This window comes from Prevotella sp. P3-92, assembly GCF_002251205.1.
Classification (GTDB): Bacteria; Bacteroidota; Bacteroidia; order Bacteroidales; family Bacteroidaceae; genus Prevotella.
Genome location: NZ_NPJE01000004.1, coordinates 1 through 26725 on the forward strand (window position 1 = coordinate 1; position 26725 = coordinate 26725).

Below are 26725 nucleotides of genomic sequence, written 5' to 3' on the forward strand. Positions count from 1 at the left end.
ATAGATGCACTTTCGGCAGGTTCTGCAGGCGGAAAAGGCCAACTGCAGGGATATGTTGAAGCGATGATGCGTTTCGCGCGAAAGCATGATGAAGTGGAGTTACAGAAGCTCGTGGAATGGCAAAGAAACATGAAGTCGAAAGGTGCCAACAAGGAGAAACCTATTCGTCCTGATGTCTCGTTTTGGTTTCCACCTTCCGATGTGACCAATGCTGCCTTCATACAGAATGCGATGGCATGTGAACAGGGGAACGCACACACGCAATACTATAACATGCCGGAGGTAGAGATGGCTGACAAGATATGCGGCGGTCATAAGCAGGTGACGCAGACTATCCGCAACATCTATGACAAGGCCAGGGCTGGTGCACTTCGTGCCACGGCTGAGGGTGTGACGGGAAATCCGGTGCTGCGTGTCAACATGAATATTTCATGTACTCCGGGTGAAGCAAGGAATTTCTTCAAGCGCGACTTGTTTAACGGTACGCTCGGACGTGTGGCTTTCTCCTATAAGGCTCGCGGCAATCGCGATGGGCATATTCCACGACAGGGGGAGTATGATGAGGATTTCCTCAAGAAACTCGATGCCTATATCGTGCGCCTGCAGGCTTGCAAAGGACGCCATGTCGTGAAACCGCTCAACAAACTGGCTGATAGACTGGCGCTCGACATGGCGGCGCTGGCTGACCTCACGGATGATGATACCCTGTGGGATATGAGTAAGCGGTCTATCGTGAATGCATGGAAGAAAGGGTGCGTGCTCTATATCCTGAACGGCATGACATGGACTAAGGGCATGGGCGATTTCGTGGAATGGCTGGTGTATTACGACCTCTGGTCTAAATCGCAAATATTTGGAGATATGTTCAAAGAGGGTAGCGACAGTTTGGGTGACGCACAGAAGAGTGGTCCGAAGAACATGCTGTGTGACTTGCCTGATACGTTTAACGAGGCGCAACTGGAGGCTCTCCGCGTCTCTCTCGGCAAATCGAGGGAGGGGACCAGAGGCCAGTTGCATGTTTGGACTCACCGCAACTTCATCACCTATTCTGCCCAGACGGGGCTGTACTCCAAGACGCAGGAGTATCTGACGGGGAATGTTGCCGGACGTGGTACTAAAAGGAAATAGCCATGCTCGACAGAATGAAGATTGAAAAGCTTCGCGCACTGCCCATTGAGGCGGTGGCGGAGCGCCTCGGACTGCGGGTGACGCGACATAAATGTCTGTGTCCGTTTCATGATGACCATCATGCGAGTATGACGTTTCTCGCAAGGACTAATAGCTTCAGGTGTTTTGCCTGTGGGGCTCACGGCGGCACGATAGACCTCGTGATGCGCCACCTCGACAAGGATTTCCCCAGGGCGTGCCGTTGGTTGGCTGACGATGCTAACGTGGTGATCGACGAATACCGACCGCGCACGCCTGTGGCGGAGAAAGCAATGAGGCCGTTTGATGCCTCGCGCTATGCCCGCAACTTCGAACATCCGTGGTTGAGCAGCGAGGCGCAACAGTTCCTGTTTGCCGAACGGAAGATCAATCCGCGTGTGGTGCGCTGGTGTCGCCTGTCGTCATGGACCGACCGTCTGGGCATCCATTGGTTGCAGACGCCGTATTTCGACACGACGGGGCAGCTCATCGGTTTGCAGAACCGCAACCTCGACTACCACAAGGGGGACGTGACGCCTCGCTTCCGCTTCCCCTACGGGGCGCGCTGCACCATCTACAACCTGCCTGTGGTGGCGATGCTGCGGCCTGAGGAACCGCTCTACATCACGGAGGGATGCTCCGACTGTTGGGCGATGCTCTCGGCGGGGCATAAGGCAGTGGCGATTCCGTCTGCCACCTTGCTCTCCGTGGCAGACAAGGAGTTGTTGAGCGATCTGGCAAACCGGTTGGGTACGTCGTTCCACATGTTTCCCGACCGCGATGCGCCTGGCGAGCGTCTCTTCATGCAGTTGCGTGAGGTATTGCCGACGCTCCATCACCACCAGTTGCCGGCAGGGTGCAAGGATTTCTCTGATTATTATGTTTCATCTATTAACAATTCAAGTTTCGCAACTGAGGGAATTGATTGAAGTTAAAGAAGTTATCTTAACTTCCCCACATGCGCAACTGAGGGAATTGATTGAAGTTAAAGAAGTGATCACTCCCTACGGTCGTTCGGGAAGTTAAGAGACAATAGCCTTTTGCCGTAAGACGTAGGACATTAGTCCCTTAACTTCTCTCTAACTTCCCTAACTTCCCTTAACTTCCCCACATGCGCAACTGAGGGAATTGATTGAAGTTAAAGAACGTTTTCGTTAAGCCAAATGAGCAGAATAAAGCTCGCTTTAATTCTGTCATGGCGAGAAAAGGTGCCATAAAATGGAAGTGATCACTTCCTACGGTCGTTCGGGAAGTAAAGAGACAATAGCCTTTTGCCGTAAGACGTAGGACATTAGTCCCTTAACTTCTCTCTAACTTCCCTAACTTCCCCACATGCGAAAGTTCAGTTAACAACAACACGCTATGAACGATTTTGAAATTCGGTCTTATACCAAAAAAGATTTGGCGCTCAGATATTTCCCGTCTGCCACGCCGCACACGGCGGTCAACCGCCTGATGTCATGGATCTGCCGCTGTCAGCCCCTGACGGCTGCCCTTGCGAAGCAGGGGTACAGGAAAACGAGTAAGTGGTTTTCGGCACGGGAGGTCAGACTCATCGTGGAATACCTGGGTGGGCCGTGATCCATCGGATCATCGGATCATCGGATCATCGGAATTTATACGGAATTTACACGGATGTTTTGGGGGTTGCATACGGCAAGAAATCTTTGGGGGAAATCTTGTTTAAAAAATGGCCTTTGGCCAGAAATCAATCATCGGAATTTAAACGGATATTAGACGGAAATAAAATCTTTAAATAAAAATCCTAACTGAAAATGCGCTCGAATACCTCGCTTTTGGGGAGGGTTTTATTATGGATCGCATCGGAGATGCTCGAAATCTTAACGAAAATCTTTAGAATAATCTTTAAGTCCCTTAACTTCTCTCTAACTTCCCTAACTTCCCTTAACTTCCCCACATGCGAAAGTTCAGGAATTTAAAAGAAAATGTCCTCGAATCGCAGGAAACGTATAGAAACGTATGATTGATTTTTGGGGATGTCGTATCTTTGCAACAGAAACAAAAAAGGCTGGCAGAAGCCGAACGCATCTCGGAGGCGCCCCGAATGTAGCAGGTGACAACAGCCAAGTAAGTAACTTTAATGATCTAATACCATGAGTAACACAAAAAACAAAGAAACGCTCAAGACTGTACTCCAGTTTATCGTAAGCGTGATCACAGCACTCCTCGCCACACTCGGCGTTCAGAGTTGCGTCGGCATCTGACAACCACATGCGAAAGTTCAGTTATTAACCTTAAAAAAACACAATTATTATGGCTACAATTCAAGCAATCGACATCATCAAGGGTATCAGTGGTAAGTATGGTAACAAGTCTAACGACTACTTCGCCACTAACAAGTCTAGTAACAAAATCCATCTCGCCAAACTCGCCAACCCATACAAGGGTCCTGCTACCGAGAAGCAGAAGCTGCAGCGCGAGAAGTTCGCCAAGCAGCAGGCTGCCTGCAGCGCATGGCTTAAGGCTAACCGCCCGAACGAGAAGAACGGCATCAAGGGTACTCCTATCTACCAGTATGCCCTGAAGCTGAAGCGTACCTTCGCCTTCTCTAACGTCAACCAGGTGTTGTTTAAGTACATGGACAAGGAGTTTAACATCAAGTTGCCTGACTCCATCGATGCACCTAAGGTGGACGGCGAGGATACCGGTTCTACTACCAATCCTGGCAGCGGCGACCAGGGTACTGAGCAGAAACCCGGTGGAAGCGACCAGGGTACAGAACAGCCTGGTGGCGGAGGTCTGGAGGGTTAGTCTTCCGTTTTCTTCTTAACCATAATTCCTTCATCGTCACAGCGCTCCTTGTTGTCAAGGGGCGCTGTATTCTTTATCCACGGAGGACACGGATGACACAGATTTGATTTGTGTTCCGTGGATTATTTTAGTTGCCTACGGCAAGAAATCTTGGAGGAAATCTTGTTTAAAAATGGCCTATGGCCAGAAATAATAATCTTTAAATAAAATCCTGACTGAAAATGCGCAACAGTACGTTGCTTTATGGGAGGGATTTTTTGGGGATCGCCTACGGCTCGACATCTAAACTAGAATCTTGAACAAAATCTTTAACTAGAATCTGTGTGCTCCGTGTGTTCCGTGGATTTCAGTTGCTTCGCAAGGATTCATTTTACCACTCCAGTTTCCATCTCATTCTCCAAATAGGAGAATACATACACTGCTCCTTCGTAATACAAGCCACAGGCAGGATTACACAGGCGCTTATAGGTTTCTGAAGAATACAGCTCATCCAGAGCTTTCTTCATATCCCATCCATACTTCTGCATCAGCATCTCAACCAATTCTGTAGAGAGACATTCTATCTGAAACTGTATATCTTCATTCATAATCAAATCTTCTTTAAGTAACTAACAGCTTTTTCTGTTCCAAAGAAATACTGAACAGCAGGCTTTTGAAATCGCAGTTCTTCAATCATTCTGTCAATACTGATATAGCCCTGGATAAAACGACGCATTTGAAGACCTACCGTATCGTCTGCAATCGGACCAATAACTATATCATAAGGATGAGCAGGCGTAGAAGAGATATTCCTTCTATTCATCAAAATGAATTCTGCCCATTCTTCAGAATAATTTTCAAAGACTTTAACGGATAAAACCGTTGAATCTTCCATAAGCAAGCTGTCATCAAACAAGTAAGCATTAACTACAGGTGTTCCCTCCTGTAGTCTTTGGGCAGTACGAACTGCCATTTCCCTTGCTTGCGATTCATTTGGATTCAGATAAAAGCCACATCCAAAATCCTTGCCTTTTCGTGAAAGACATAAATCTATTTTATCTATCACGACATTGCTACCATGATATAATTTTAGCATCCTAATCGTCCTCCATTCTTTTGACATAATATGGTAATATCCTCCACCGCATCCTCTATTGAAAGAGTATGCTCAGCCGCATAGCAATCAACAAGGAAGTCTATTCCTTTAAATCTACGCAGATAGGCGTACGAATCTGCCAATGAAAGCTTAAAACGATTCGCAAAAGCACCCACGCAGCAGTTCACGTATTCAATTATATTATGAGTCAAATCCATATTTCCCGCTTTTAAAAATTTTTAATGCAAATATAACGAAATATTTAGAAATCACCAACTTTTCCCGGTATTTTCTTTTATAAAGAGAAAAAAATAAGGGGGGTGAGGGATGAAGTCTGAGGTCTGAAGGCTGAAGTCTGAGGTTTGTCATCCTACGAAAATCTTAAAAATAATCTTTAACCTTTAACCTCTAACCTTTAACCTTTAACCTTTAACCTTTAACCTTTAACCACTAACCTATAACCTAAACGCTCCTTGTGCGACAAAATAGGGTGGGGAATAAAATTATGTGAGAAATAATGAAAAAATAATGCGAAAAGTTTTGTTAGTCCGAATAAAAGCAGTAACTTTGCAGCCAATTTGAGTAATTACACCGAAAATATAGTCGATGAAGAATGACAACATGAAGAATCAGTACCGCGTCAACGAACAGATTCGTGTGCGTGAGGTACGTATTGTGGGAGACGACGGATCAACAGTAGTTCCCACTCGTCAAGCATTGGATATGGCTCGTGCAGAGGGCGTTGACCTCGTTGAGATATCCCCAAATGCCAACCCTCCCGTTTGTCGCATTATCGACTATTCGAAGTTCCTCTATCAGCAGAAGAAGCGTCAGAAGGAAATGAAAGCCAAGCAGGTGAAGGTGGAAGTGAAGGAGATTCGCTTCGGACCTCAGACCGATGAGCACGACTACCAGTTTAAGCTGAAGCACGCCAAGGAATTCCTGGAAGATGGTAATAAGGTACGCGCATACGTATTCTTCCGTGGACGTTCTATCCTGTTTAAGGAACAAGGAGAAGTGCTCCTGTTGCGTTTCGCAAACGATCTGGAGGAATACGGTAAGGTAGAACACATGCCTTCACTCGAAGGTAAGAAGATGTTTATCTATCTCGCTCCTAAGAAAGCAGGTGTGGCCAAGAAGAGTCAACAGGCTCGCGACAGAGAGGCTTCTGCAGCCGAGATCAAAGAGGCAGAGCAGCAGCAGGCCAAAGAGCGCGTGGAAACGAAAAGCGGTATGCTGGCAAACGCCAAGATTAGCGCAGACGCTCTCGAAAAGTTGAAAAACAATATCTGAACGAAAACAGGTGCGTAACGCCCGGTATATGCGTTGCCACCATATTATTAAATAACAATTAAATAACAAAACAATGCCAAAAGTAAAGACAAATTCCGGCGCAAAGAAGAGATTTCGTTTCACCGGTACAGGTAAGATCAAGAGACACCATGCTTACCACAGTCACATTCTGACTAAAAAAACTAAGAAGCAGAAGCGTAACCTGGTTCACCAGGCTATCGTGGACAACAGCAACTTGAAGCAGGTTCGTGACCTGTTGTGTCTCCGTTAATTCACCTATTGTCAAACATTAAAGTAAGAAGAAAACTATGCCAAGATCAGTAAATCACGTTGCTTCAAGAGCAAAACGTAAAAGAATTCTGAAACTCACTCGCGGTTACTTTGGTGCCCGCAAGAATGTTTGGACAGTAGCGAAGAACACATGGGAAAAGGGTCTTACCTACGCTTACCGCGACCGTAAGAACAAGAAACGCAATTTCCGCGCTCTGTGGATTCAGCGTATCAACGCTGCTGCCCGTATCGAAGGTTTGAGCTACTCTGCTCTGATGGGCAAGCTCGCTCAGGCTGGTATTGAAATCAACCGTAAGGTGCTTGCTGACCTCGCTGTCAACAACCCTGAGGCTTTCAAGGCTATCGTCGAGAAGGTTAAGTAAAGTCTTATTCTCGTAAGAGAACGAAAAAATGCAGGAATACTCGCAAGGTGTTCCTGCTTTTTTTATCTCACACGGATTTATTCTTTTGCTGGTTCCCTCCCTTTTTAATGTCACACAGAAATCATGGATGTTTTTTGGGGTTGCGCGAGCGCAAGAAATCTTTGGAGGAAATCCTATTTAAGATATTGCTTCGCAAGAAATATTTTTTATCATCGGAATTTAGACGGAATTTATACGGATGTTTTTGGGGTTGCCTACGGCAAGAAATCTTTGGAGGAAATCTTTTTTAATAAGATGTTGCTTACGCAAGAAATATTTTAGGGTTGTCGGATTAAAACTAAATATAGATTTCTGGACCGTTTAGGTCCTTAGATTTTACATGAAGATTTCCTCTAAGATTTCTTGCGTAAGCAACACAAAATAAAATCTTTAACGAAAATCCTAACTGAAAATGCGCTCGAATACCTCGCTTCTGGGAAGGGTTTTTATGGGGATCGCATCGGAGATGCTCGAAATCTTAACGAAAATCTTGAGAATAATCTTTAACCTCTAAACTATAACCTATAACCTAAACACTCCGTGTTCTCCGTGTGGTCCGTGGATTTTTTCGGAGCACCAACGTTTCTGAGATTTCTGACATTATTAAGAAAAATGCACTGTGCATGGTGCAAATTATGTTAAAAAGTGCACTGTGTGTAGTGCATTTTTCGTATTTATTCGTATATTTGCAACCACAGTAAAATAAATAAGGATTTTTTTATGATAAGGCTGAAGAGGTTGTATGTGAATACCGCCTCTTCTTTTTGTATGATCATCGGATGTTAGATGGATTTTTTGGGGTTGCCTACGGCAAGAAATCTTTGGAGGAAATCTTGTTTAAGATGTTGCTTCGCAAGAAATATTTTAGGAAGATAACAATATTATTAAATAGATTTCTGGACCGTTTAGGTCCTTAGATTTTTACCAAAGATTTCCTCTAAGATTTCTTGCCGACAGGCAACTAAAAATATAATCATTAACAAAAATCCTTGACTGAAAATGCGCTCGAATACCTCGCTTTTGGGAAGGGTTTTTATGGGGATCGCCTTACAGGCTCGAAATCTTAACGAAAATCTTAAAAATAATCTTTAACCTTTAACCTTTAACCTTTAACCACTAATCACTAATCACTAATCACTAACCCATAACCCATAACCTAAACACTCCGTGTACTCCGTGTGTTCCGTGGATAAAAATTTCCTTGTAATCCGTGCGACCTTTTCGGTGGGAATACGGGAATAATTTTGTAACTTTGCATGGTAAATATAAATAGAATGATATCAGTAGAAGGATTACAGGTGGAGTTTGGGGTCAAACCCCTCTTCCAGAATGCCAGTTTTGTGGTCAACGACCGCGACCGTATTGCCCTTGTGGGTAAGAACGGAGCTGGTAAATCAACGCTCTTGAAAATACTGTGTGGCTTGCAGCATCCTACGGCAGGAACTGTCAACGTGCCCTCCGACACCACTATCGGCTATCTGCCACAGGTGATGGTGTTGCAGGATGATACGACCGTGAAAGAAGAGGCGATGAAAGCCTTCGCCAATGTCACACGACAGCAACAGTTGATAGACAAACTCAATCGCGAACTCGCAGAACGTACGGACTACGAGAGCGAAAGTTATTTGGCGCTGGTGGAACGCTTCACGCAGGAGCACGACCGCTACATGATGATGGGAGCGGACAGTAATGATGCCGAAGTGGAACGCACCCTGACAGGTCTCGGTTTTGTAAGAACAGACTTCGACCGTCCCACACGCGAGTTCTCAGGAGGTTGGCGCATGCGTATCGAACTGGCAAAGATTCTGTTGCAGAAGCCCGACGTGCTGTTGCTCGACGAGCCTACCAACCACCTCGACATCGAGTCGATACAATGGTTGGAGCAGTTTCTTGCCCAAAGTGCGAAAGCCGTAGTATTGGTCAGTCACGACCGCGCCTTTATCAACCATGTGTCTAATCGCACCCTGGAGATATCGTGTGGACACATCATAGACTATAAGGTGCGCTACGATGAATATATGGTGCTTAGAAAGGAACGTCGCGAACAACAGCAGCGTGCCTACGAGAACCAGCAGAAGGAGATAGCCGAGATGCGCGCCTTTATCGAGCGCTTCCGCTATCAGGCCACCAAAGCCGTACAGGTGCAGCAGAAGGTGAAACAACTGGAGAAGATAGTACCTATCGAGGTGGATGAGGTGGATAACTCCGCCATGCACCTGAAATTCCCACCCTGTCTGCGAAGCGGCGACTATCCCGTCATCTGTGAGGACGTCAGGAAAGACTATGGCGCCCATACCGTATTCTCGCATGCCAACCTGACCATCAAAAGAGGGGAGAAGGTGGCTTTTGTGGGAAAGAACGGCGAAGGAAAGTCAACCCTCGTGAAATGTATCATGGGCGAGATACCCTACGACGGTATGTTGAAGATAGGGCATAACGTACAGATCGGCTATTTCGCACAGAACCAAGCCCAGCTCCTCGACGAGTCGCTCTCCGTATTTGAAACGATAGACCGTGTGGCAAAAGGAGAGGTCAGACTGAAGATCAACGACATCCTCGGCGCTTTCATGTTTGGAGGCGAAGCATCTGACAAGAAAGTGAAGGTGTTGAGTGGCGGCGAACGCAGTCGTCTGGCCATGATCCGGCTGTTGCTCGAACCCGTCAACCTGTTGATCCTCGACGAGCCCACCAACCACCTCGACATGCCCTCGAAAGACGTGTTGAAGGAAGCCATCAAGGCCTTCGACGGCACAGCCATCATCGTGAGCCACGACCGTGAATTCCTTGACGGCCTGGTCACCAAGGTCTATGAGTTTGGCGGAGGACGCATCAGAGAACACCTCGGAGGCATCTACGATTTCCTACAGTCGAAGCGTATTGACGAACTGAGCCAGTTGGAAACGAAGCCTGCGGCAGAAAAGACACCCAAGGCAGCAGAGAAAAAATCAGACGAAAAATCGCCAGCCCTGTCGTATGCCGAACGCAAAGAACAGCAGAAGAAGATCAGTAAGGCAGAAAAGGCCGTAGCCGCTTCGGAGAAGAAGATCAGCGAGATGGAAGACCGCCTGAAACAGTTGGACCAACTCCTCATGGACCCCGCACAGGCATCCAATATGGAACTGGTGACCGAATATACCAATATCAAGGCAGCCCTCGACGAAGAAGTGGAGCGCTGGGAACAACTCTCAGAAGCGTATGACGCATTAACGAAATGACGAACAAAGATCAATAATATTATGGAAATGAAAAAATTACTTCTAATGATGGCAGTTACAACGATGGCCATTCCTTCGATGGCCCAGCAACAACTGAAATCGGGATTGTCTCTGGCCGACATGGATCAGAGTGCCCGTCCTGGAGACGATTTCTTCACTTATGCCTGTGGCGGATGGATGAAAGCCAACCCTCTGCCGGCAGCCTATTCACGCTATGGAAGTTTTGACCGCCTGGCAGAAAACAATACTAAGCGCATCAACGGCATCCTGAAGGAGCTGCAAGAGAACAGCTATGCCGAAGGAACGGTAGAGCGTAAGTTAAGCGACCTTTACAAAATGGCTGTAGATACAGACCGCAGAGAAAAAGACGGACTCTCGCCCGTACAGCCCATCCTCAAGCGCCTTGAAGCCGCCAAGACCACCAGTCAGCTCTTTGCCATCCAAAAGGAAATGATGCCCGCAGGAGCACCTATGTTCTATGGCGCCGGTATCGGAGCCGACGAGATGAATGCTACGCAAAACATCCTCGGCGTCAACCAAGGCGGACTGACCCTCGGACAGAAAGACTACTATCTGGAGAATGATCCCGCCACGACAAAAATCCGTGAGGCGTACAAGCTCCACATCGTGAAAATGTTCCGACTCTTCGGATTCAAGACGGGGGCGGCACAGAAGAAGATGCAGAACGTCATGAAGATAGAGATGGCTTTGGCGAAAGTATCACGATCAAATACCCAGCTGCGTGACCCGAAAGCCAACTACAACAAGATGACGCTCCAGGAGTTTCAGAGCAAATATCCCCATCTGCAACTGGAACAGCTGATGAATGCCAAAGGCATAGACAGCAAATACCTGCAGACACTCGTCGTAGGCCAGCCCGACTTCATGGCAGGTGCCGAGAAAGTGATTGCCGGTCTCTCAGCTCCGGCATACCGCGACTGGATGGAATGGCGCATCATCAACGGCGCCGCCAACCTGCTGAACGACGAAGCCGCACAAGCCAGTTTCGATTTCTACGGCAAGGTGATGGCAGGACGCAAGGAAAACCATCCCCTCTGGCGCAGAGCCACCTCGCAGGTGGAAGGCGTGATGGGTGAGGCCCTTGGAAAAATCTATACAGAGAAGTATTTCCCCGCCTCTTCTAAGAAGCGCATGACCACCTTGGTGGAAAACCTCCGTATCGCCCTGGGCGAGCGTATTGCCGCACAAACCTGGATGGACGACAGTACCAAGGTGAATGCCTTGTTGAAACTCAACACCTTCTATGTCAAGATAGGATATCCCGACAAATGGACCGATATGAGCGAGCTGACTATTGATCCGTCGAAATCGTATTATGACAATATGAAGGAATGTAACCGCTTCTGGAACAAATGGCAGATCAACCATACCGCAGGAAAGCCTGTTGACAAAGACGACTGGTATATGAATCCGCAGACCGTCAACGCCTATTATAATCCAACCACCAACGAAATCTGTTTCCCTGCCGGCATCCTTCAGCCCCCGTTCTTTGACCCAGAGGCAGACGACGCCTTCAACTATGGTGCGATCGGCGTGGTCATCGGTCACGAAATGACCCATGGATTTGACGACCAGGGACGACAATACGACAAAGACGGTAATATGCATGACTGGTGGAAGGCTGAGGATGGGAAGAATTTTACGGAACGTACCGACCGCTATGTGGAATTCTTCAACAATATCAAAGTATTGCCCGACCTGAATGCCAACGGACGTCTGACCCTTGGTGAGAACCTGGCCGACCATGGCGGTCTGCAGGTGGCCTATTACGCGCTGAAGAACGCCACCAAGACCCAGACCCTTCCCGTGATCGACGGACTGACACCTGAGCAACGCTTCTTCCTCGCCTACGCAGGAGTATGGGCAGGAAATATCAATGAAGCCGAAATCCGCAACCGCACCAAGAGCGACCCACACTCCCTCAGCCGTTGGCGTGTGAATGGTGCGCTTCCCCATATCGACATGTGGTATGAGGCATTCGGCATCAAAGAAGGAGATAAGATGTTTATTCCGAAATCAGAACGGTTGGAACTCTGGTAAACACCCGATTTGAGGCATTTATAAAAAGAAATTATAAGAAAAACCGCTGTAGATGATAATTTACAGCGGTTTTTTTAGTATATTTTCAAAAAAAATAAGTATCTTTGCAACAATATTACAACGTTTGTAGTAATGATAGAAGATAACCAGATAATTAGAAACCAAAACCAGCGCACAGTACGTCCGCAGGAAATGTTGCCAAGCCAAGAACTCCAAGAAGATCAGGTTTTGCAGCAGGCGGAAATGCAAACCTTGCGTGCCAAAGTCAAAGTATGTCCGTATTGCGGCGCAGAAAATGAAGAAGAATCCATCTTTTGTGCACAATGTGGACAACCCATAGGAAAACTTACGTGTCCCTATTGCGGAGCAGAAATGGACCCAGGAGCAGATTTCTGTGAGACCTGCCATCGGTATGTGCGCAAAGACGTTTGTTCGTACTGCGGCTATGCGCTCCACGGCAACGAAGCCTACTGTCCCGAATGTGGAAGTCCGAGAGGAGGACTGGTTTGTCCGACCTGTCATACGATGAACGATTTTGCTTTCTGCAAGAAATGCGGCACTCCGCTGACGGCAGAAGCCAAGGAGATGGTGAAGCGATTGCAGAAAGAGCCCGATTATATCCATCTGCAAGAGATCGTCAAGGAGTACAACCTTCTGGAAAGCATCCTGCCTGCCTGTACGGAGAAAGACCGTCTGCGCGACAAAAAGAACGATGAGTTGAGAAAACGCGTGTTGACGCTTCTCGCGAAAGACTCGGGGATGCCTGAGGAAGACATCGTGATTCCATCGCGCAACCGCATGACCGATAAACAGTTGGAGAAGTTGAAACAGCAAAATATGGAGGCGCTGGCAGAAGCGTTGGAAAAACTTGCAACCAGACCTACCGAGTCGCCTATCATGGCCAGAAACTACACTATGGCCTGCAAGCCACAAGGCATACGCCTCGCGTGGGTATGCAACTATAAAAACGCCATGCACAGCAGTCCTTGCGGATGTGCCAAGCCACAGCTTGGAGGCAAATGGGTGGTATTGGGAAAAAAGAGCAGTTCCGACATAAAAGATGATAAGAAATGACAGACAAGACCATCGTAAATCCGGAACAGACACAACGGGTCCAACAGGCAACGTTTCGTGTACAGGCATCTGCCATGGCGGATGACCAAACCATTCGTACCAATAGAATTGCCAATGACGATGAAGAAAAGACAGGAGATTTCATTCTCAAAGGCAAATGTTATCAGAATATCAAATGTCTGAGCGACCATTCTGGTGAAGCACAGGTGTTTCTGGTGAAAGACGGAGAAGGGGAGAAGGTGCTGAAACTCTATTACCCCAACTTCAGCATCAACAAGACGTTGATGCGCATCATTCAGAACTTTGACATGGAAATGGTTGTCAAAGTGCAGGATTACGGCAAGACATACGTTGACGGCAAAAACCGAGACTACGAACTGATGGAATATCTGCGAGGAGGTAATCTTGGAGAATACGACCTTGACGGTAACTTCAATCAGTTCAGACGTATTGCCCTGCAAGCCGCAGCAGCCTTGGAATATTGCCACAACAACAATATCATCCACAAAGACATCAAACCTAGTAATTTCTTCTTCCGCGATGAGAATCACACGCAATTGGTGCTGGGCGACTTCGGCATCTCAAGTGTGATACGTGACGATGAAGATATGCATAAGACCACACAAGCGCGTACCCCTGCCTATGCAGCACCGGAGATGTATAACGACGTGATTGACGGCCAGGTGGAGATTACGCCTTCGGTAGATAGCTACTCGCTGGGAATCGCCTTGATGACCCTGTGGCTCGGAGAGAGTCCGTTCAGCCAAAATGAGCGCGTGATGATGCGCAAGAAAAACGAAGGACGTCTGCCAAGAATCAACGAACTGCCAGAACGCGTCAAGATGATCGTACTGGGTCTGACGGCTGTCAACCCAAAGAGCAGATGGGACTACAATCATGTGGAGCGCTGGTTCCTGGGAGAGAATGTCCCCGTGGATATTTCATCGCCACTTCTGAAATATCGCAGTTTCGTGGTAGATCCAGAGCGCAACCTTGTGGCGGATAATGTGCATGAACTCATCCCCTTGTTGGTAGATAACGAGAAACTTGCCATCAACTATCTCTATAACGGTCACATTACCAGTTGGTTGGAACAATGTGGTAATGTAAAACTTAGCGCTACGTTGAAGGATATCGTCAGCAATCGCTATCCTGTCGATCAGACAGCAGGTCTGATGTCGGCCATCTACGCCATGGAGCCTACCTATCCGTATCGGGACCTCCGAGGCAAGCTATGTGACAACCTTCACAGTGTGGTCATCTCTGTACTTGCAGCCTCCGATGAATATGCGCTGGCCCTGAAGAACGAAAATGACAGCCTGTTCCTGTATCTTGAAAGCCATTCAACAGCTAATATTGAACGCCTCAGAAGTTATTTCCGCGAAGACAGCCACTTAGACTCGCGTAAGGCGATACTCCAGTTGGCCTATGAGGTAGATAGCGAAATACCGTTTCTTCCGAAATATCCATCATCCAACATCTCGGAAATCGTCAGAGCCTACGGGTATGAAGACTGTACAGACGACGAATGGATGGCGCTGAGCGACGGACGCCTGCTGTCGTGGATGTATGCACACGAAGATCGCATGGCCTGTGAGTCGTTGCGCATCATGACAGAAGGACAGCAGCCTTCAAAGGCGCTGGGGTATAAGGTGTTGTATAATATCGACCGCAACGCGGCATTCGACCTGCGCGAAGCACAAACTCCAGGTGCCGTTGGCGCCTGTCTTCTCGCTTTGCTTCACGATACCCAGCATAGTAATGATGAGGATTTTGCGGCAGCCATAGCCGATTACTCAGACCCCGACGGCCGATTCCATTATTTCGCACAGTTGCACGGATGGATGGAACAAATCAATATGGCACGTTCATGTTTCGACATGTCGAGCGATGAGAATACCGAACGCCTGGGAGTTTACGACCTCCGTACGGCAGCCTATCGCTTCTGCATGATGCTCGGCGTCTGTCCAACCTATATGTTGGAGGACGGTATCGAACTGCATGATGTCAAGGCGATGCAGCAGTATGGGAAACGTACAGTACTCATTGGCGAACTCCAACGGGGTGCGTTGAAACAATGGATGTCGATCTTCTACCACGAGAATCCGAAAAAAGACTTCCGCGAGTCATACAGTTACGAACGGAGTCTGGAACAATGGATACTGGCATTAGGAGAGATAGACCAGACGCAGACCTATTATAAAAGGTATTGTGAGGCGAAAACACAAACCGCGCAGAAATTTGAACGCGTGCATGGCGATTATATCCGCGCCAATATGAAGGAACGCATGTTGCGCATGGTCTTTTATGCGCTATGCGTACTGTGGATTCTGATGCTGGCGGTCTGCGGCATCAGCGGACGCGAGTATTTGCTGGAACATGCCGGACTCACCATCGTACTGCCTGTGGGAGGAATCATGGCACTTATCATAGCCATGAGAGCCTATTTCCACGGTTTCGGATTCGTGCTCTCGGCATTATGGGGAAGTCTGGGACTCTTCTCTACCTATATTCCTGTGGCCATTCTGCGGCATACGCAGAAAACGGCCCCCGCTATGTTTGTCCCGGTAGTAATCGTCATTACAGCCGTATATATGGCCATCTGCTATTTTACCGACTACCGGAAGGAAAGACGTAATGACGGAAACCTGATAGACGAGGTGATGGACGACGACATCAAGACCTCCCTGCTGGAACCCTTGTACTTCACCTTCAGACAGAAGAGTTATCGGTTTAAGGGTTCTAAGTTCGGACTGTTGGACGATGTCTCCAATCAGATACGTTCCATCAGCGGAGAGTCGGTAGCCCACTACCTGCTGTGGTCTGTCATGGTGCTCATCATGGTCATGGAACTGCTGGTCTATAGTCCGAAGCTATTGAATGTGAAGAATCCTGATTTGGACAACTGGCGGCTCAATCCTACCAAAGTTGTCAATCAGTTGCAAAGAGATGTAGAATAATTATGGTCTGTGAGAAATGTCATAAAGAAAATCGCTCGGTAGCGAAATTCTGCAAGTGGTGCGGCCAACCTCTTGCCACAAAACACGTGCTTGACCGCATGGTCGGTCTTGACGAGGTGAAGCGTCAGTTGAAGACCGTAGTAGATACCTATACCTATTTACAATCGCGCAAGGATATTGTCAATATCCGGTTGAGCATCAATACCATTATTATTGGTGAGACAGGTACGGGAAAGACCGCCTTGGCCGAGGTCATTCGCGACTATTTCTATCAACATAAGATTATCGAGAAACCCAAGTTGACCATGGTTGACGCCGTGGATTACCAGCGTTTCGTGGATAAATGGGACGATAATGTGAAAAAGGCGCGCAACGGTATTCTCTTCTTTGACAACGTACAGAAACTGTTGCCAGACCGTTATTCCAATCAGGTCAACCCGCTCGACAAGTTGTTTGTGGAAATGGACAAATGGAACGAGAATCCTATCGTGATCATTTCGGGACTTCCCAAGGGACTTGACGATTTCCTGAGCAATAATCCTGCGGCGCAGAACCGCTTCAAATATACTTTCCGGTTGCCTGCACCAGGCTATGCAGAACTCTGTGAGATCTGTAAACTGGAGTTACGGAAGAAATACGCCATAACCTCCTTTACCCAGGCAGCAGAACATAAGTTGCAACGGTTCTTCCAGTATCAACTGAAGATCAAGGACGATACCTTCGGATACGGACATCTTGCCGTGAAGACCGCAGAAGATATCTTCACCTCTTTCATCAGCAGGGGAGCCCTAGCCGATACCGTTGAGGAGTGTGACATCAGAGGATATGTTCCTGCAGAACGTTCTGTGGATGACATTCTCAAAGACCTTGACTGCTTCATCGGAATGGATGAAGTCAAGAAGACCGTGCGCGAGATTGCCTATAGCGTGAAGAATAGTGTGGAACGTGCACAACGGGGACTCGGCGATCAAGAGAAAGCCGGCATACATATCGTGCTGACGGGTAATCCCGGAACCGGTAAGACGACCATCGCCCGGAAACTGGGCGAGATACTGGAGTCGATAGGTTATCTCGACAGCGGTCATGTGGTAGAAGCCGACCGGTCGAAGATGGTGAGTCCATACCAGGGCGAGACTCCGAAGATCGTAGATCGCCTGTGTGATAAGGCTATGGGCGGCATCCTTTTCGTGGACGAAGCCTATACGCTGGCGCCACTCAGTCAGACGGGCGAGCGCGACACGCAAGGAGCGCAGGCCCTTGAACAGCTGATGAAACGAATGGAGGACGACCGCGGCAAATTTGTTGTTATTGCTGCAGGTTATCGGTCGGAGATGGAAAATCTGTTCCGTATCAACGTGGGTTTCAGAAGTCGATTCAGCTATTTCCTGAATATAGAAGACTACTCTCCAGAGCAACTTTTCGACATCATGAACATGTTTGCCAAGGAGAAGAAATACGAATTTAGCGAGGCGGCAGAAGGATTGGCGCGCAAGATGATCAAGGAGATGTATCAGTCGCGCGACAAGGATTTTGCCAACGGCCGCACGATGCGTCAGTTGTTTGACAAAATCTGTACCCGTCAGGCAGAACGTCTGCAACGCCTTGACATCAACAGTCTCGACAATCAGCAGTTGATGACGATAGAGCAGGTGGATATTCCCTATCAGGCTCCCAAGAGTGTCAACTACGACGAGTGTCTCGAGAAGCTCCATGGCATGGTGGGTCTTGCTGCGGTAAAACAGGAGATTTCCAATCTTGTCTCGTTTCTCAATCTGCAGATTCGCCGTGGAGAGACGGATACATTCCAGGGAAAACACTATGTGTTTACAGGAAATCCGGGAACCGGTAAGACTACCGTTGCCCGCATCATGGCAGAAGTGTTTCGTACACTCGGAATCCTGTCGAAAGGTCAGCTTGTAGAAGCCGACCGCAGCAAACTCGTAGCGGGCTATTCCGGACAGACAGCTATTAAGACCAACCAGGTGATCGATTCAGCCTTGGGAGGCGTATTGTTTATCGACGAGGCCTATACGCTCAAGACCAGTGATGCCGACACATTCGGTAGTGAAGCCATAGACACCCTGTTGAAGCGTTTGGAGGATGACCGTGGAAAGTTCATCTGTATTGTTGCCGGATATACGGACCAGATGCATGATTTCATCAGTTCTAACCCCGGACTGAAGAGTCGTTTTACCCAGACCATCCATTTCGACGATTATACGCCTGATGAGTTGACGCAGATATTCATCAATATGGCGACGGCAAAGAAATTCACCATCGATGCATCAACCACCAACGCCATTCACCGGCAGTTTGAGCAGATGTATCTGCGACGGGATAAGAATTTCGGTAATGCGCGAGAGGCACGCCGCCTTTTCGACTCGGCAGTAGAGAAACAAAGCCAGCGCCTGATGAAACAGATGAGCGATCCGAATTTCAATCAGGAAGATATGTTCAAAATCGTGGAAGACGATTTGGCAGACGGACGTAACGAGCAAGCACGCCCATTGGACGAAGTATTGTCAGAACTGGACGAGTTTGTGGGCATGCGTTCGGTCAAGAACATGATCCGTCGTCTGGCAGTACAGAGCATGTTCATGAAGCAACGTGCCGCCATGGGCGCAGGAAAAGTGCAGCAGATGTCTATGAACTTCATCCTGATGGGTAATCCCGGAACGGGAAAGACCACTATCGCCCGTAAGATGGGAGAAGTGTTGCAAAGCATGGAGATTCTCCCGACAAGTCACGTGGTGGAAGTGAGTCGTGCCACGTTGGTAGGAAAATACATGGGCGAGACTCCCAAGATCGTCAATAATATGTGTGACAAAGCCATGGGCGGCATCCTGTTTATCGACGAAGCCTATACGCTATCGGCAGAAAACGACCAGTATGGTAAGGAAGCCATCGATACGTTGATGAAGCGGATGGAAGACGACCGTGGCAAGTTTGTGGTTATTGCTGCAGGCTATAAGGATCAGATGGAAAATTTCCTGATGACCAATCCAGGTCTTGCCAGCCGTTTCACACATAAGATGCAGATAGACGACTATAATGAAGACGAGTTGCAGGCCATTTTCAAGAAGATGGCACAGAAAGACAATTACACCTTGTCGCCAGCAGCTGAATTTAAGTTGATGGACCTGATCTGCAGAAAAGTGGTATCGAAGGATCAGAATTTCGGTAATGCACGAGAAATGCGCAACCTGCTCGATGCAACCATCCAGCAACTCTCCGTCAGAGTCAGCGGTATGCAGGAGGTGACCAAAGAAACCTATCAGACCATTATGCCAGAAGACATCTGTGACGTGTAGGTCGTGAGGGGAATTGCAAATAAAATAAGAATCTACGTAGAAAAGAAATTATGATAATATGTCCTAATTGTAAAGAAGAGATCGACGACGATTCGCGCTTCTGCGATCAATGTGGTCAGGCATTACTCTATTGCAGCAGTTGTGGTAGGGTAGGACTGGGTCATCGCTGTACCCATTGTGGCGGTCTGATGATCAGTTACGATGAATTACAGAAGAAGCGGGAAGAGCGCAATAATATGACCTCCTTGTCAACGTCGTTTGTCAGCCAGTCGGTAAGCATCGGTCAGGCAACGAAGGGCAATATGGAAACAATTCCCAACGATGTCCCGCAAATCAAGGGAATGCCCATGCTGTTGTTATACAACTCTTCTTTGGCCATCCGTATCGTAGGAGTGAACGGGGCTGTCATAGGACGCCGCCAAGGTCCATACGCAAAATTCTTCAGCAACAACATGTATGTATCGGGTGTTCATGCCCAACTGCTCTTCAAACAAGATTCTGGATGGTGTGTCATAGACAAGCATTCTTCAAACGGAACGAAGCTGAACCAACGGGATCTGTTGCCCGATGTGCCGATGTCTGTTAAGAATGGAGATATTCTGACCATAGCAAATGTCAGTTTACAAGTAAGTATAAAATAATGATAAGATAAGATATGAGTAAGATAACGATAACTGCATCGAGTCGTGTCGGATGTATTCGAAGCAATAATGAGGATATGATTCTGGTGGAAAACAAGTATGTAAGGAGTGAGGCCTGTGACTTGCAGTTCTTTACAGAAAACAAGGATCGTTTTATTGTGGCTTTGGCAGACGGAATGGGCGGACATAATGCCGGAGAAGTTGCCAGCGAGGAGACGCTAAGAAATCTACATTTCTTCATCCACGACCTACCTGCACATCTGAGCGAAGGTGCCTTGTGTGAAGCTATGGTGGAGTGGCTCGTTTCCATCAATAAGATGATCTCTTCGCGTGGTGTTGAAGACCGCACGCTTCAGGAAATGGGTACCACACTCGTTGGAATACTATATTACGAAGGAAACTATTTCTGGATGAACTGCGGAGACAGTCGTCTGTATATGCTGTCAGATGGTAAACTGAAGCAAATCACGACAGACCACAGTCTGAACGAAATGACTGGTGTAAAACGCCATTCCAACGTCATCACCAACTGTATCGGAGCAGGATGTACCACCTCGTTTCTCGACTTTACCGAGTTTACCAATGATGTAAAAGCTGGTTGTACCTTCCTGTTGTGTTCTGACGGACTCAGCGATATGGTAGATGATGAAAATATAGAAAAATTACTCAATGAAGGGAAGGATGCCAACGCTTTGTGTGAGGCAGCTATCACAGCCGGAGGTTTCGACAACGTGTCGGCTTGTGTTGTTGCTGTTGCTGAGAGCCATTGAGGATATATAAAAAAGATTGTATTGAAAAAGATTGTGTTGAAAAAGTAAACTGAAAGAAACATGCCTTTAAAATTACCAGATCAATTACCGGCAATAGAGTTGCTGAAAAAGGAAAACATTTTTGTGATGGACGATTCACGCGCCCACATGCAGGATATCCGCCCGTTGAAGATTGTGATTCTCAATCTGATGCCATTGAAGATAACTACTGAGACAGACTTGATCCGTCTGCTTTCAAATACACCTTTGCAGTTGGAAGTGAGCTTCATGAAACTCAGAAGCCACACGCCAAAGAACACCCCAATCGAACACATGATGATGTTCTACAGAGATTTCCAGCAGATGCGCAAGGAGCGTTATGATGGCATGATTATTACCGGTGCACCCGTCGAGACTCTTGATTTTGAAGATGTCACCTATTGGGATGAAATGACAGAAATATTCTCATGGGCACGTACGCACGTGACTAGTACATTATATATCTGCTGGGCTGCGCAGGCGGGATTGTACTACCATTACGGAGTGCCGAAATACCAGTTGCCCAAGAAAATGTTTGGCGTATTCCCCCAACATACATTACAGTCCAAGCTCCCTATCTTCCGAGGCTTTGACGATGTGTTTCAGATGCCGCATAGCCGACATACCGAGATTCATCGCGAAGACATAGAAAAGCAGCATGAGCTGAGTCTGATTGCCGAATCACCGGAAAGCGGAGTGAGTATTGTGATGGCGCGAGAGGGTAGAGAATTCTTTATTACCGGCCATCTGGAATATGCTCCCAATACTCTTGACAAGGAGTATCGACGAGACTGTGGCATACGTGACGATGTGGATTTGCCCAAGAACTATTATAAAGACAATAATCCATCCAACGAGCCCCTTGTCACATGGAGGGCCCACGCCAATCTGTTTTATAACAATTGGATCAACTATTACGTATATCAAGCAACACCGTTCGATATCAATACTATACGATGAGAAAACTGGAACTGCTGGCACCTGCCAAGAACCTTGCCTGCGGTATTGCAGCTATTGACCATGGGGCCGATGCCGTATATATCGGAGCATCACGTTTCGGAGCAAGGGCTGCTGTGGGAAATAGTGTGGACGACATCAGACAGTTGTGCGACTATGCCCATCTGTTTGGTTCAAAAGTCTATGTGACGGTCAATACCATTATTTATGATGGTGAACTCGACGACACGCTGTCACTTATCCGCGAACTCCATGGGGTGGGGGTTGATGCCATTCTCGTACAAGATATGGGACTGCTCAAACTCCAGTTGCCTCCTATAGCGCTTCATGCCTCAACACAGACCGACAATCGTACGGCAGATAAGGTGAAATGGCTGGCAGAATTGGGATTTCAACGGGTGGTCTTGGCACGCGAACTATCGGTAGAGGAAATCAGAAGCATCCATGAGGCTGTGCCAGATGTCGAACTCGAAGTGTTTGTTCATGGAGCCTTGTGTGTCAGCTATAGCGGTATCTGCTATGCGTCGCAATACTGTTTCGGACGTTCTGCCAACCGTGGAGCGTGTGCGCAGTTCTGTCGTATGAAATTCGACCTTGTCGATGCAGAAGGACGCGAAATCGAACACCAGCGCCACCTCTTGTCGTTGAAAGACCTCAATCAGGCGGATGTGTTCGATCAACTCGTCGAAGCAGGAGCCACCTCATTCAAGATAGAAGGAAGGTTGAAGGATGTCACCTATGTAAAAAATGTCGTGGCTGCCTATAACCTTCGCCTCAATAAGATTGTTGCCAATCAGCCTGATCGCTATTGCCGCGCTTCGAAGGGAACGTGCAGCTATACCTTCACACCCAATCTGAAAAAGACCTTTAACCGTGGTTTTACACATTATTTCCTGAATGGACGCCAACCAGACATCTTCTCTCCCGATACACCAAAGGCCATGGGCGAGTATGTGGGATATGTGAAAGAGATACGCAACAACTCCTTTAATGTTGCAGGAACAGCTGCATTTGCCAATGGTGACGGATTGTGTTTCATTACGGGAGACCGCGAACTGGAAGGATTCCGTGTCAACCGAGCGGAAGGCAACAGACTCTATCCTCAAAAGATGCCTCGGAATCTTCGTCCAGGAATGGCACTCTATCGTAATAACGACCAGGAATTTGAAAAACTACTCTCTCGTCCGAGTGCAGAACGCAAGATTCCCATCATCATGCGGTTGGCAGCCGACGAACAGGGCTTTAATCTCTCGGTTGGCGAGGTTTCGGTAGGTATTGCCTGTGAGCATCAGGCTTCAGAGAAACCACAACGCGACAATATCGTCAGGCAACTCTCGAAACTCGGAGGAACGCCTTATCTTTGCGAGCAAGTGGAGATGGGCGATGATTTCAATTATTTCATCCCCAGCAGTTTCCTCGCAGATCTGCGCAGGCGTCTTGTCGAAAAACTCATGTTGTCCACTCCTCAAGCGGATGGTCAGTCTAAAGTTTTACCGGCCCACATTCCCGCGTCTGTGTCGGCCCTTTATCCGTATGACTATCTGTATAATATCTCCAACGCAAAGGCACGCGACTTTTATATCTCACAAGGGCTTCATCCTTCCGAACAAGCATTCGAACTCCAGTCATCACGACAGAAGGCTTCCTTGTTGATGCAATGTCGCCATTGTCTGCGCTATGCGCTTGGCGGTTGTGTGAAACATGGCGGGACAAAGGCCCATTGGAGGGAACCCTTGTTTCTGCGATTGTCTGATGGTCGTAGGTTTCGTTTAGAGTTTGATTGTCGTCATTGTCAGATGAATGTCTATGGAGAAAGTGAAAAATAGCCTGTTGTGTGTGATCGTCCTGTTGTTGTCTGCCTGTTACAACCATGGACCTGTTTCGCCTGACGCATGGGACCTTACCGAGCGTCAGATAGACTCCTTGTCGTTCTTTACTACCCATCATTATTCTCAGAACTATAACTTCGTGGTTAAGGCCAGCCAGATGCCCATTTCCGATGAGGCAGGATCTCAGGCTTTCGATACGCTATATGTGTCGAAAGGCGATCCCCTTGTTGTGGCCGACATCAAGACCATCTCGTCAGATACGATAGATTCCGTTTGGGTGAAGGTGGCGCGCGACCAGATGACACAGGGATGGATTCGTGAGAGCGAGATGTTGCCTTGCGTATCGCCCAACGACCCCATTTCCCAGTTTATAGATTTCTTTTCAGATACCCATCTGTTGCTATTCCTGGCATTATTGGTTGTTGTCGTAGTGGCATACGGTCTTCGTCGTTTGATGCGCCATAATGCGCGTATAGTTCATTTCAACGATATTGATTCGTTCTATCCTACATTGTTGTGCATACTCATCGCCTCTTCTGCAACGCTCTATGCATCCATACAGATGTTCAGTCCCGAATCGTGGCGACATTTCTATTATCACCCTTCGCTCAACCCGTTTTCGCTACCGTGGTTCCTTGCACTCTTTATTGCCTCCGTATGGGCCATCCTTATCGTAGGTGTGGCGACGATAGATGATGTAGTGCATCGTTTGGAGCCTTCTGAAGGGTTGCTTTACTTATGCGGACTTGCTGGAGTATGTGCAGTCGATTATGTTCTTTTCAGCATCACTACCTTATATTATATAGGTTTCTTATTCCTTGTTGTCTATATCATCTTTGCCCTGTGGCGCTATTTCCGGTATTCGCATTATCGGTATGTTTGTGGCAATTGTGGCGCAAGGATGCATCGCAAAGGTATCTGTCCGAAGTGTGGGGTGGAGAATGTCTAAGGGATGTGCGGAAAACTCAAGAATCGTCAATATATGGCTCAAGAGGGTAGGGCTTGCGGTGGAAAAGCAGAAAAAATGGGCATAATACAGAAAAAAATCAGAAAAATTTTTCAAAATATTTGGTGTTCTCAAAAATATGTAGTACCTTTGCACCGCGTTTGAGAGAAAACGCCTAAGGTTAAGAAAGAACAACCGGTTAGGAAGTTTGGGTGAGTGGCTGAAACCAGCAGTTTGCTAAACTGCCGTGCGGGTTACCGTACCGGGGGTTCGAATCCCCCAGCTTCCGCTGGGCTTTCCTAAAAAGACAAAAGAATGATGGTCGATTCATCTAATGGTTAGGATACAAGATTCTCAATCTTGGCATAGGGGTTCGATTCCCCTATCGACTACCAACAAGCAGCGTAAATGATGTATTTACGCTGTTTTTTTTTGTTCAAAAGTAGTATGTGTGACACCTTTTGCAGATTAGTCTCTTATGGTGATGCCGTGTAAAAAAAGTAAATCTAGAACTCGCAATTTTTCGGAAAGTTCCCTAACAGATTATTTCTTATCGAATATGGTCTTTCTTTTCTACATTCTATAGCTGTTCAACCTTTCTGTTGATTATGGTTTGAGAAGCGTAAGACTACTACCTCTATCCGTATTATTCCTATAAGGAGAGGATGATACTTTTGTTTGAATGATTGGAATGATTATTCTTGTGGCGCAAAAGTAATTTTCATGGAGCCTTGAAACGGTTAGAACTTTGCCGTACAGACGAAAGACTATGGTTGAGTATAGCAACAAAAAAAGAAGGCTCGCTGATGACAGGAGCCTTCTTGAATATGTTGGTGTGATGAAATTAGTCGGCTGACTCGAATTCGTGGAGGAAGCGGACGTCGTTCTCAGAGAACATGCGGAGGTCGCTTACCTGGTATTTTAAGTTGGTAATGCGTTCAACACCCATACCAAAGGCATAGCCGCTATAAACGCTTGAATCAATACCGCATTGTTCGAGAACATTGGGATCGACCATACCACAACCGAGAATCTCTACCCATCCTGTGTGCTTGCAGAATCCGCAGCCTTCTCCGCCACAGATGAAGCAAGAGATGTCCATCTCAGCGCTGGGCTCGGTAAATGGGAAATAGCTTGGACGAAGACGTATCTTGGTATCTGCACCAAACATTTCACGTGCAAAGGACAACAATACCTGCTTGAGGTCGGTAAACGATACGTTCTTGTCGATATACAATCCTTCTACCTGATGGAAGAAACAATGAGCACGGGCGGTAATGGCCTCGTTACGATATACGCGTCCGGGGCAGATGATGCGGATAGGAGGCTGGGTAGTCTCCATCACGCGAGCCTGTACACTTGAGGTATGGGAACGGAGCAGGATATTTTTGGTGACATCGTTAGGATGTTGTGACACAAAGAAAGTATCTTGCATGTCACGTGCAGGATGGTCTGCAGCAAAGTTCATACGGGTGAACACGTGGAGGTCGTCCTCTACTTCAGGTCCATCGGCTAATACAAATCCCATACGCGAGAAGATGTCGATAATCTCGTTGGTAACAATAGTGAGCGGATGACGTGTACCCAATCCGATGGGGTAGGGTGTGCGTGTGAGGTCGATATGTTGCGCATCGCATTCTACTGTTTCGGTATCAGTCTTGAGTTGGTTGATGCGCTCCTGTGCTATTTGCTTGAGTTCGTTGATTTTCATGCCCACAGTCTTTTTCTGGTCGGCTGGAACATTGCGGAAATCGTTCATCAAAGCTGTAATGGCACCTTTCTTGCTGAGGTATTTCAGTCGTAACTGCTCTACCTCTTCTGCGTTGGCGGCCGTCATTTGCCGCACTTCGTCTAAGAGTTGGTTTATCTTGTCGAGTATCATAATCATTGATATAAAACTAAATTTTCTGCAAAGGTATAAAAAAAATAAGAATTATGGATTAGGAGTTGGGAGTTTTTTGTACC

The 26725-nt window shown here is 47.3% G+C and carries 22 protein-coding genes and 2 tRNA genes; 20 read left to right on the top strand and 4 right to left on the bottom strand.

All coding sequences use genetic code 11. The annotated features are described in order from the left end of the window. The 5 genes from CIK93_RS13525 to CIK93_RS00555 form a co-directional block, all read left to right on the top strand. A partial coding sequence (locus CIK93_RS13525) for a hypothetical protein (RefSeq protein ID WP_094446268.1) occupies positions 1-1128 on the top strand: 1128 nt, incomplete at its 5' end. A 14-nt stretch (positions 1129-1142) separates the two neighbouring features. After that, positions 1143-2075, top strand: coding sequence for a CHC2 zinc finger domain-containing protein (locus CIK93_RS00545; RefSeq protein WP_158214687.1), 933 nt, complete (start codon positions 1143-1145; stop codon positions 2073-2075). A gap of 433 nt (positions 2076-2508) precedes the next feature. Then, complete coding sequence (locus CIK93_RS00550; protein ID WP_094390502.1) at positions 2509-2727, top strand: DUF4248 domain-containing protein; 219 nt, start codon at positions 2509-2511, stop codon at positions 2725-2727. 533 nt (positions 2728-3260) lie between these two features. After that, the gene (locus CIK93_RS13530; RefSeq protein WP_158214686.1) at positions 3261-3371 is read left to right on the top strand and encodes a smalltalk protein; all 111 of its coding nucleotides are present in this window, start codon (positions 3261-3263) and stop codon (positions 3369-3371) included. Between the two features lie 49 nt (positions 3372-3420). Further along, positions 3421-3918 carry a hypothetical protein gene (locus CIK93_RS00555; protein WP_094446269.1) on the top strand — a complete coding sequence of 166 codons (498 nt, stop codon included), beginning with the start codon at positions 3421-3423 and terminating at the stop codon, positions 3916-3918. Positions 3919-4283: 365 nt separating this feature from the next. On the opposite strand, the gene CIK93_RS00560 is transcribed toward CIK93_RS00555, so the two are convergent. From CIK93_RS00560 to CIK93_RS00570, 3 genes are read right to left on the bottom strand one after another with little or no spacing between them, the layout of a single operon-like run. Continuing rightward, on the bottom strand, positions 4284-4505 hold the full coding sequence (locus CIK93_RS00560; RefSeq protein WP_005847932.1) for a hypothetical protein: 222 nt from the start codon (positions 4503-4505) through the stop codon (positions 4284-4286). 2 nt (positions 4506-4507) lie between these two features. After that, positions 4508-5020, bottom strand: coding sequence for a DUF3990 domain-containing protein (locus CIK93_RS00565; protein ID WP_254046699.1), 513 nt, complete (start codon positions 5018-5020; stop codon positions 4508-4510). Beyond that, a complete protein-coding gene (locus tag CIK93_RS00570) occupies positions 4987-5211 on the bottom strand; it encodes a DUF3791 domain-containing protein (RefSeq protein ID WP_094434045.1) in 225 nt (74 codons plus the stop codon). Before CIK93_RS00570 ends, CIK93_RS00565 begins: the two co-directional genes overlap by 34 nt. Before the next feature lie 388 nt (positions 5212-5599). Between CIK93_RS00570 and infC the strand changes: the two genes are divergently transcribed. From infC to CIK93_RS00650, 15 genes are all read left to right on the top strand, one after another. Next, entirely contained in the window at positions 5600-6286 is a 687-nt protein-coding gene (infC, locus tag CIK93_RS00575; protein WP_094390500.1) for a translation initiation factor IF-3, read from the top strand. A gap of 73 nt (positions 6287-6359) precedes the next feature. After that, positions 6360-6557, top strand: a complete 198-nt coding sequence (gene rpmI / locus CIK93_RS00580; protein WP_022159100.1) for a 50S ribosomal protein L35 — start codon at positions 6360-6362, stop codon at positions 6555-6557. Positions 6558-6594: 37 nt separating this feature from the next. Beyond that, positions 6595-6939 carry a 50S ribosomal protein L20 gene (gene rplT / locus CIK93_RS00585; RefSeq protein ID WP_094390499.1) on the top strand — a complete coding sequence of 115 codons (345 nt, stop codon included), beginning with the start codon at positions 6595-6597 and terminating at the stop codon, positions 6937-6939. Between the two features lie 1313 nt (positions 6940-8252). Continuing rightward, positions 8253-10193 carry a ribosomal protection-like ABC-F family protein gene (gene abc-f, locus CIK93_RS00595; protein ID WP_094446272.1) on the top strand — a complete coding sequence of 647 codons (1941 nt, stop codon included), beginning with the start codon at positions 8253-8255 and terminating at the stop codon, positions 10191-10193. Positions 10194-10214: 21 nt separating this feature from the next. Further along, positions 10215-12254: a M13 family metallopeptidase gene (locus CIK93_RS00600; protein ID WP_094446273.1), complete on the top strand. Its 2040-nt coding sequence runs from the start codon at positions 10215-10217 to the stop codon at positions 12252-12254. Between the two features lie 132 nt (positions 12255-12386). Further along, on the top strand, positions 12387-13328 hold the full coding sequence (locus CIK93_RS00605) for a zinc ribbon domain-containing protein (protein WP_094446274.1): 942 nt from the start codon (positions 12387-12389) through the stop codon (positions 13326-13328). Then, positions 13325-16288: a protein kinase gene (locus CIK93_RS00610; protein ID WP_094446275.1), complete on the top strand. Its 2964-nt coding sequence runs from the start codon at positions 13325-13327 to the stop codon at positions 16286-16288. The genes CIK93_RS00605 and CIK93_RS00610 overlap by 4 nt, the downstream gene beginning before the upstream one ends. Before the next feature lie 2 nt (positions 16289-16290). Next, positions 16291-19599, top strand: coding sequence for an AAA family ATPase (locus CIK93_RS00615; protein WP_094446276.1), 3309 nt, complete (start codon positions 16291-16293; stop codon positions 19597-19599). A gap of 50 nt (positions 19600-19649) precedes the next feature. Next, complete coding sequence (locus CIK93_RS00620) at positions 19650-20240, top strand: FHA domain-containing protein (RefSeq protein WP_094446277.1); 591 nt, start codon at positions 19650-19652, stop codon at positions 20238-20240. Between the two features lie 14 nt (positions 20241-20254). After that, a complete protein-coding gene (locus tag CIK93_RS00625) occupies positions 20255-21010 on the top strand; it encodes a PP2C family serine/threonine-protein phosphatase (RefSeq protein ID WP_094446278.1) in 756 nt (251 codons plus the stop codon). Between the two features lie 60 nt (positions 21011-21070). Continuing rightward, the gene (gene metA, locus CIK93_RS00630; RefSeq protein WP_094390491.1) at positions 21071-21988 is read left to right on the top strand and encodes a homoserine O-succinyltransferase; all 918 of its coding nucleotides are present in this window, start codon (positions 21071-21073) and stop codon (positions 21986-21988) included. After that, entirely contained in the window at positions 21985-23811 is a 1827-nt protein-coding gene (locus CIK93_RS00635) for a U32 family peptidase (protein WP_094446279.1), read from the top strand. Before metA ends, CIK93_RS00635 begins: the two co-directional genes overlap by 4 nt. Beyond that, positions 23792-24763, top strand: a complete 972-nt coding sequence (locus tag CIK93_RS00640; RefSeq protein WP_173815103.1) for a zinc ribbon domain-containing protein — start codon at positions 23792-23794, stop codon at positions 24761-24763. Before CIK93_RS00635 ends, CIK93_RS00640 begins: the two co-directional genes overlap by 20 nt. Positions 24764-24962: 199 nt before the next feature. After that, positions 24963-25049 (top strand) — tRNA-Ser (locus tag CIK93_RS00645). Positions 25050-25080: 31 nt separating this feature from the next. Further along, a tRNA-Glu gene (locus CIK93_RS00650) sits at positions 25081-25155 on the top strand. A gap of 449 nt (positions 25156-25604) precedes the next feature. On the opposite strand, the gene pheS is transcribed toward CIK93_RS00650, so the two are convergent. After that, complete coding sequence (gene pheS / locus CIK93_RS00655) at positions 25605-26642, bottom strand: phenylalanine--tRNA ligase subunit alpha (RefSeq protein ID WP_094435924.1); 1038 nt, start codon at positions 26640-26642, stop codon at positions 25605-25607. Positions 26643-26725 lie beyond the last annotated feature (83 nt).

Coding starts and splice junctions, on each gene's coding strand:
- CIK93_RS00545 (WP_158214687.1), top strand. CDS start 1,143: ATGAAGATTGAAAAGCTTCGCGCACTGCCCATTGAGGCGGTGGCGGAG.
- CIK93_RS00550 (WP_094390502.1), top strand. CDS start 2,509: ATGAACGATTTTGAAATTCGGTCTTATACCAAAAAAGATTTGGCGCTC.
- CIK93_RS13530 (WP_158214686.1), top strand. CDS start 3,261: ATGAGTAACACAAAAAACAAAGAAACGCTCAAGACTGTACTCCAGTTT.
- CIK93_RS00555 (WP_094446269.1), top strand. CDS start 3,421: ATGGCTACAATTCAAGCAATCGACATCATCAAGGGTATCAGTGGTAAG.
- CIK93_RS00560 (WP_005847932.1), bottom strand. CDS start 4,505: ATGAATGAAGATATACAGTTTCAGATAGAATGTCTCTCTACAGAATTG.
- CIK93_RS00565 (WP_254046699.1), bottom strand. CDS start 5,020: ATGTCAAAAGAATGGAGGACGATTAGGATGCTAAAATTATATCATGGT.
- CIK93_RS00570 (WP_094434045.1), bottom strand. CDS start 5,211: ATGGATTTGACTCATAATATAATTGAATACGTGAACTGCTGCGTGGGT.
- infC (WP_094390500.1), top strand. CDS start 5,600: ATGAAGAATGACAACATGAAGAATCAGTACCGCGTCAACGAACAGATT.
- rpmI (WP_022159100.1), top strand. CDS start 6,360: ATGCCAAAAGTAAAGACAAATTCCGGCGCAAAGAAGAGATTTCGTTTC.
- rplT (WP_094390499.1), top strand. CDS start 6,595: ATGCCAAGATCAGTAAATCACGTTGCTTCAAGAGCAAAACGTAAAAGA.
- abc-f (WP_094446272.1), top strand. CDS start 8,253: ATGATATCAGTAGAAGGATTACAGGTGGAGTTTGGGGTCAAACCCCTC.
- CIK93_RS00600 (WP_094446273.1), top strand. CDS start 10,215: ATGGAAATGAAAAAATTACTTCTAATGATGGCAGTTACAACGATGGCC.
- CIK93_RS00605 (WP_094446274.1), top strand. CDS start 12,387: ATGATAGAAGATAACCAGATAATTAGAAACCAAAACCAGCGCACAGTA.
- CIK93_RS00610 (WP_094446275.1), top strand. CDS start 13,325: ATGACAGACAAGACCATCGTAAATCCGGAACAGACACAACGGGTCCAA.
- CIK93_RS00615 (WP_094446276.1), top strand. CDS start 16,291: ATGGTCTGTGAGAAATGTCATAAAGAAAATCGCTCGGTAGCGAAATTC.
- CIK93_RS00620 (WP_094446277.1), top strand. CDS start 19,650: ATGATAATATGTCCTAATTGTAAAGAAGAGATCGACGACGATTCGCGC.
- CIK93_RS00625 (WP_094446278.1), top strand. CDS start 20,255: ATGAGTAAGATAACGATAACTGCATCGAGTCGTGTCGGATGTATTCGA.
- metA (WP_094390491.1), top strand. CDS start 21,071: ATGCCTTTAAAATTACCAGATCAATTACCGGCAATAGAGTTGCTGAAA.
- CIK93_RS00635 (WP_094446279.1), top strand. CDS start 21,985: ATGAGAAAACTGGAACTGCTGGCACCTGCCAAGAACCTTGCCTGCGGT.
- CIK93_RS00640 (WP_173815103.1), top strand. CDS start 23,792: ATGGAGAAAGTGAAAAATAGCCTGTTGTGTGTGATCGTCCTGTTGTTG.
- pheS (WP_094435924.1), bottom strand. CDS start 26,642: ATGATACTCGACAAGATAAACCAACTCTTAGACGAAGTGCGGCAAATG.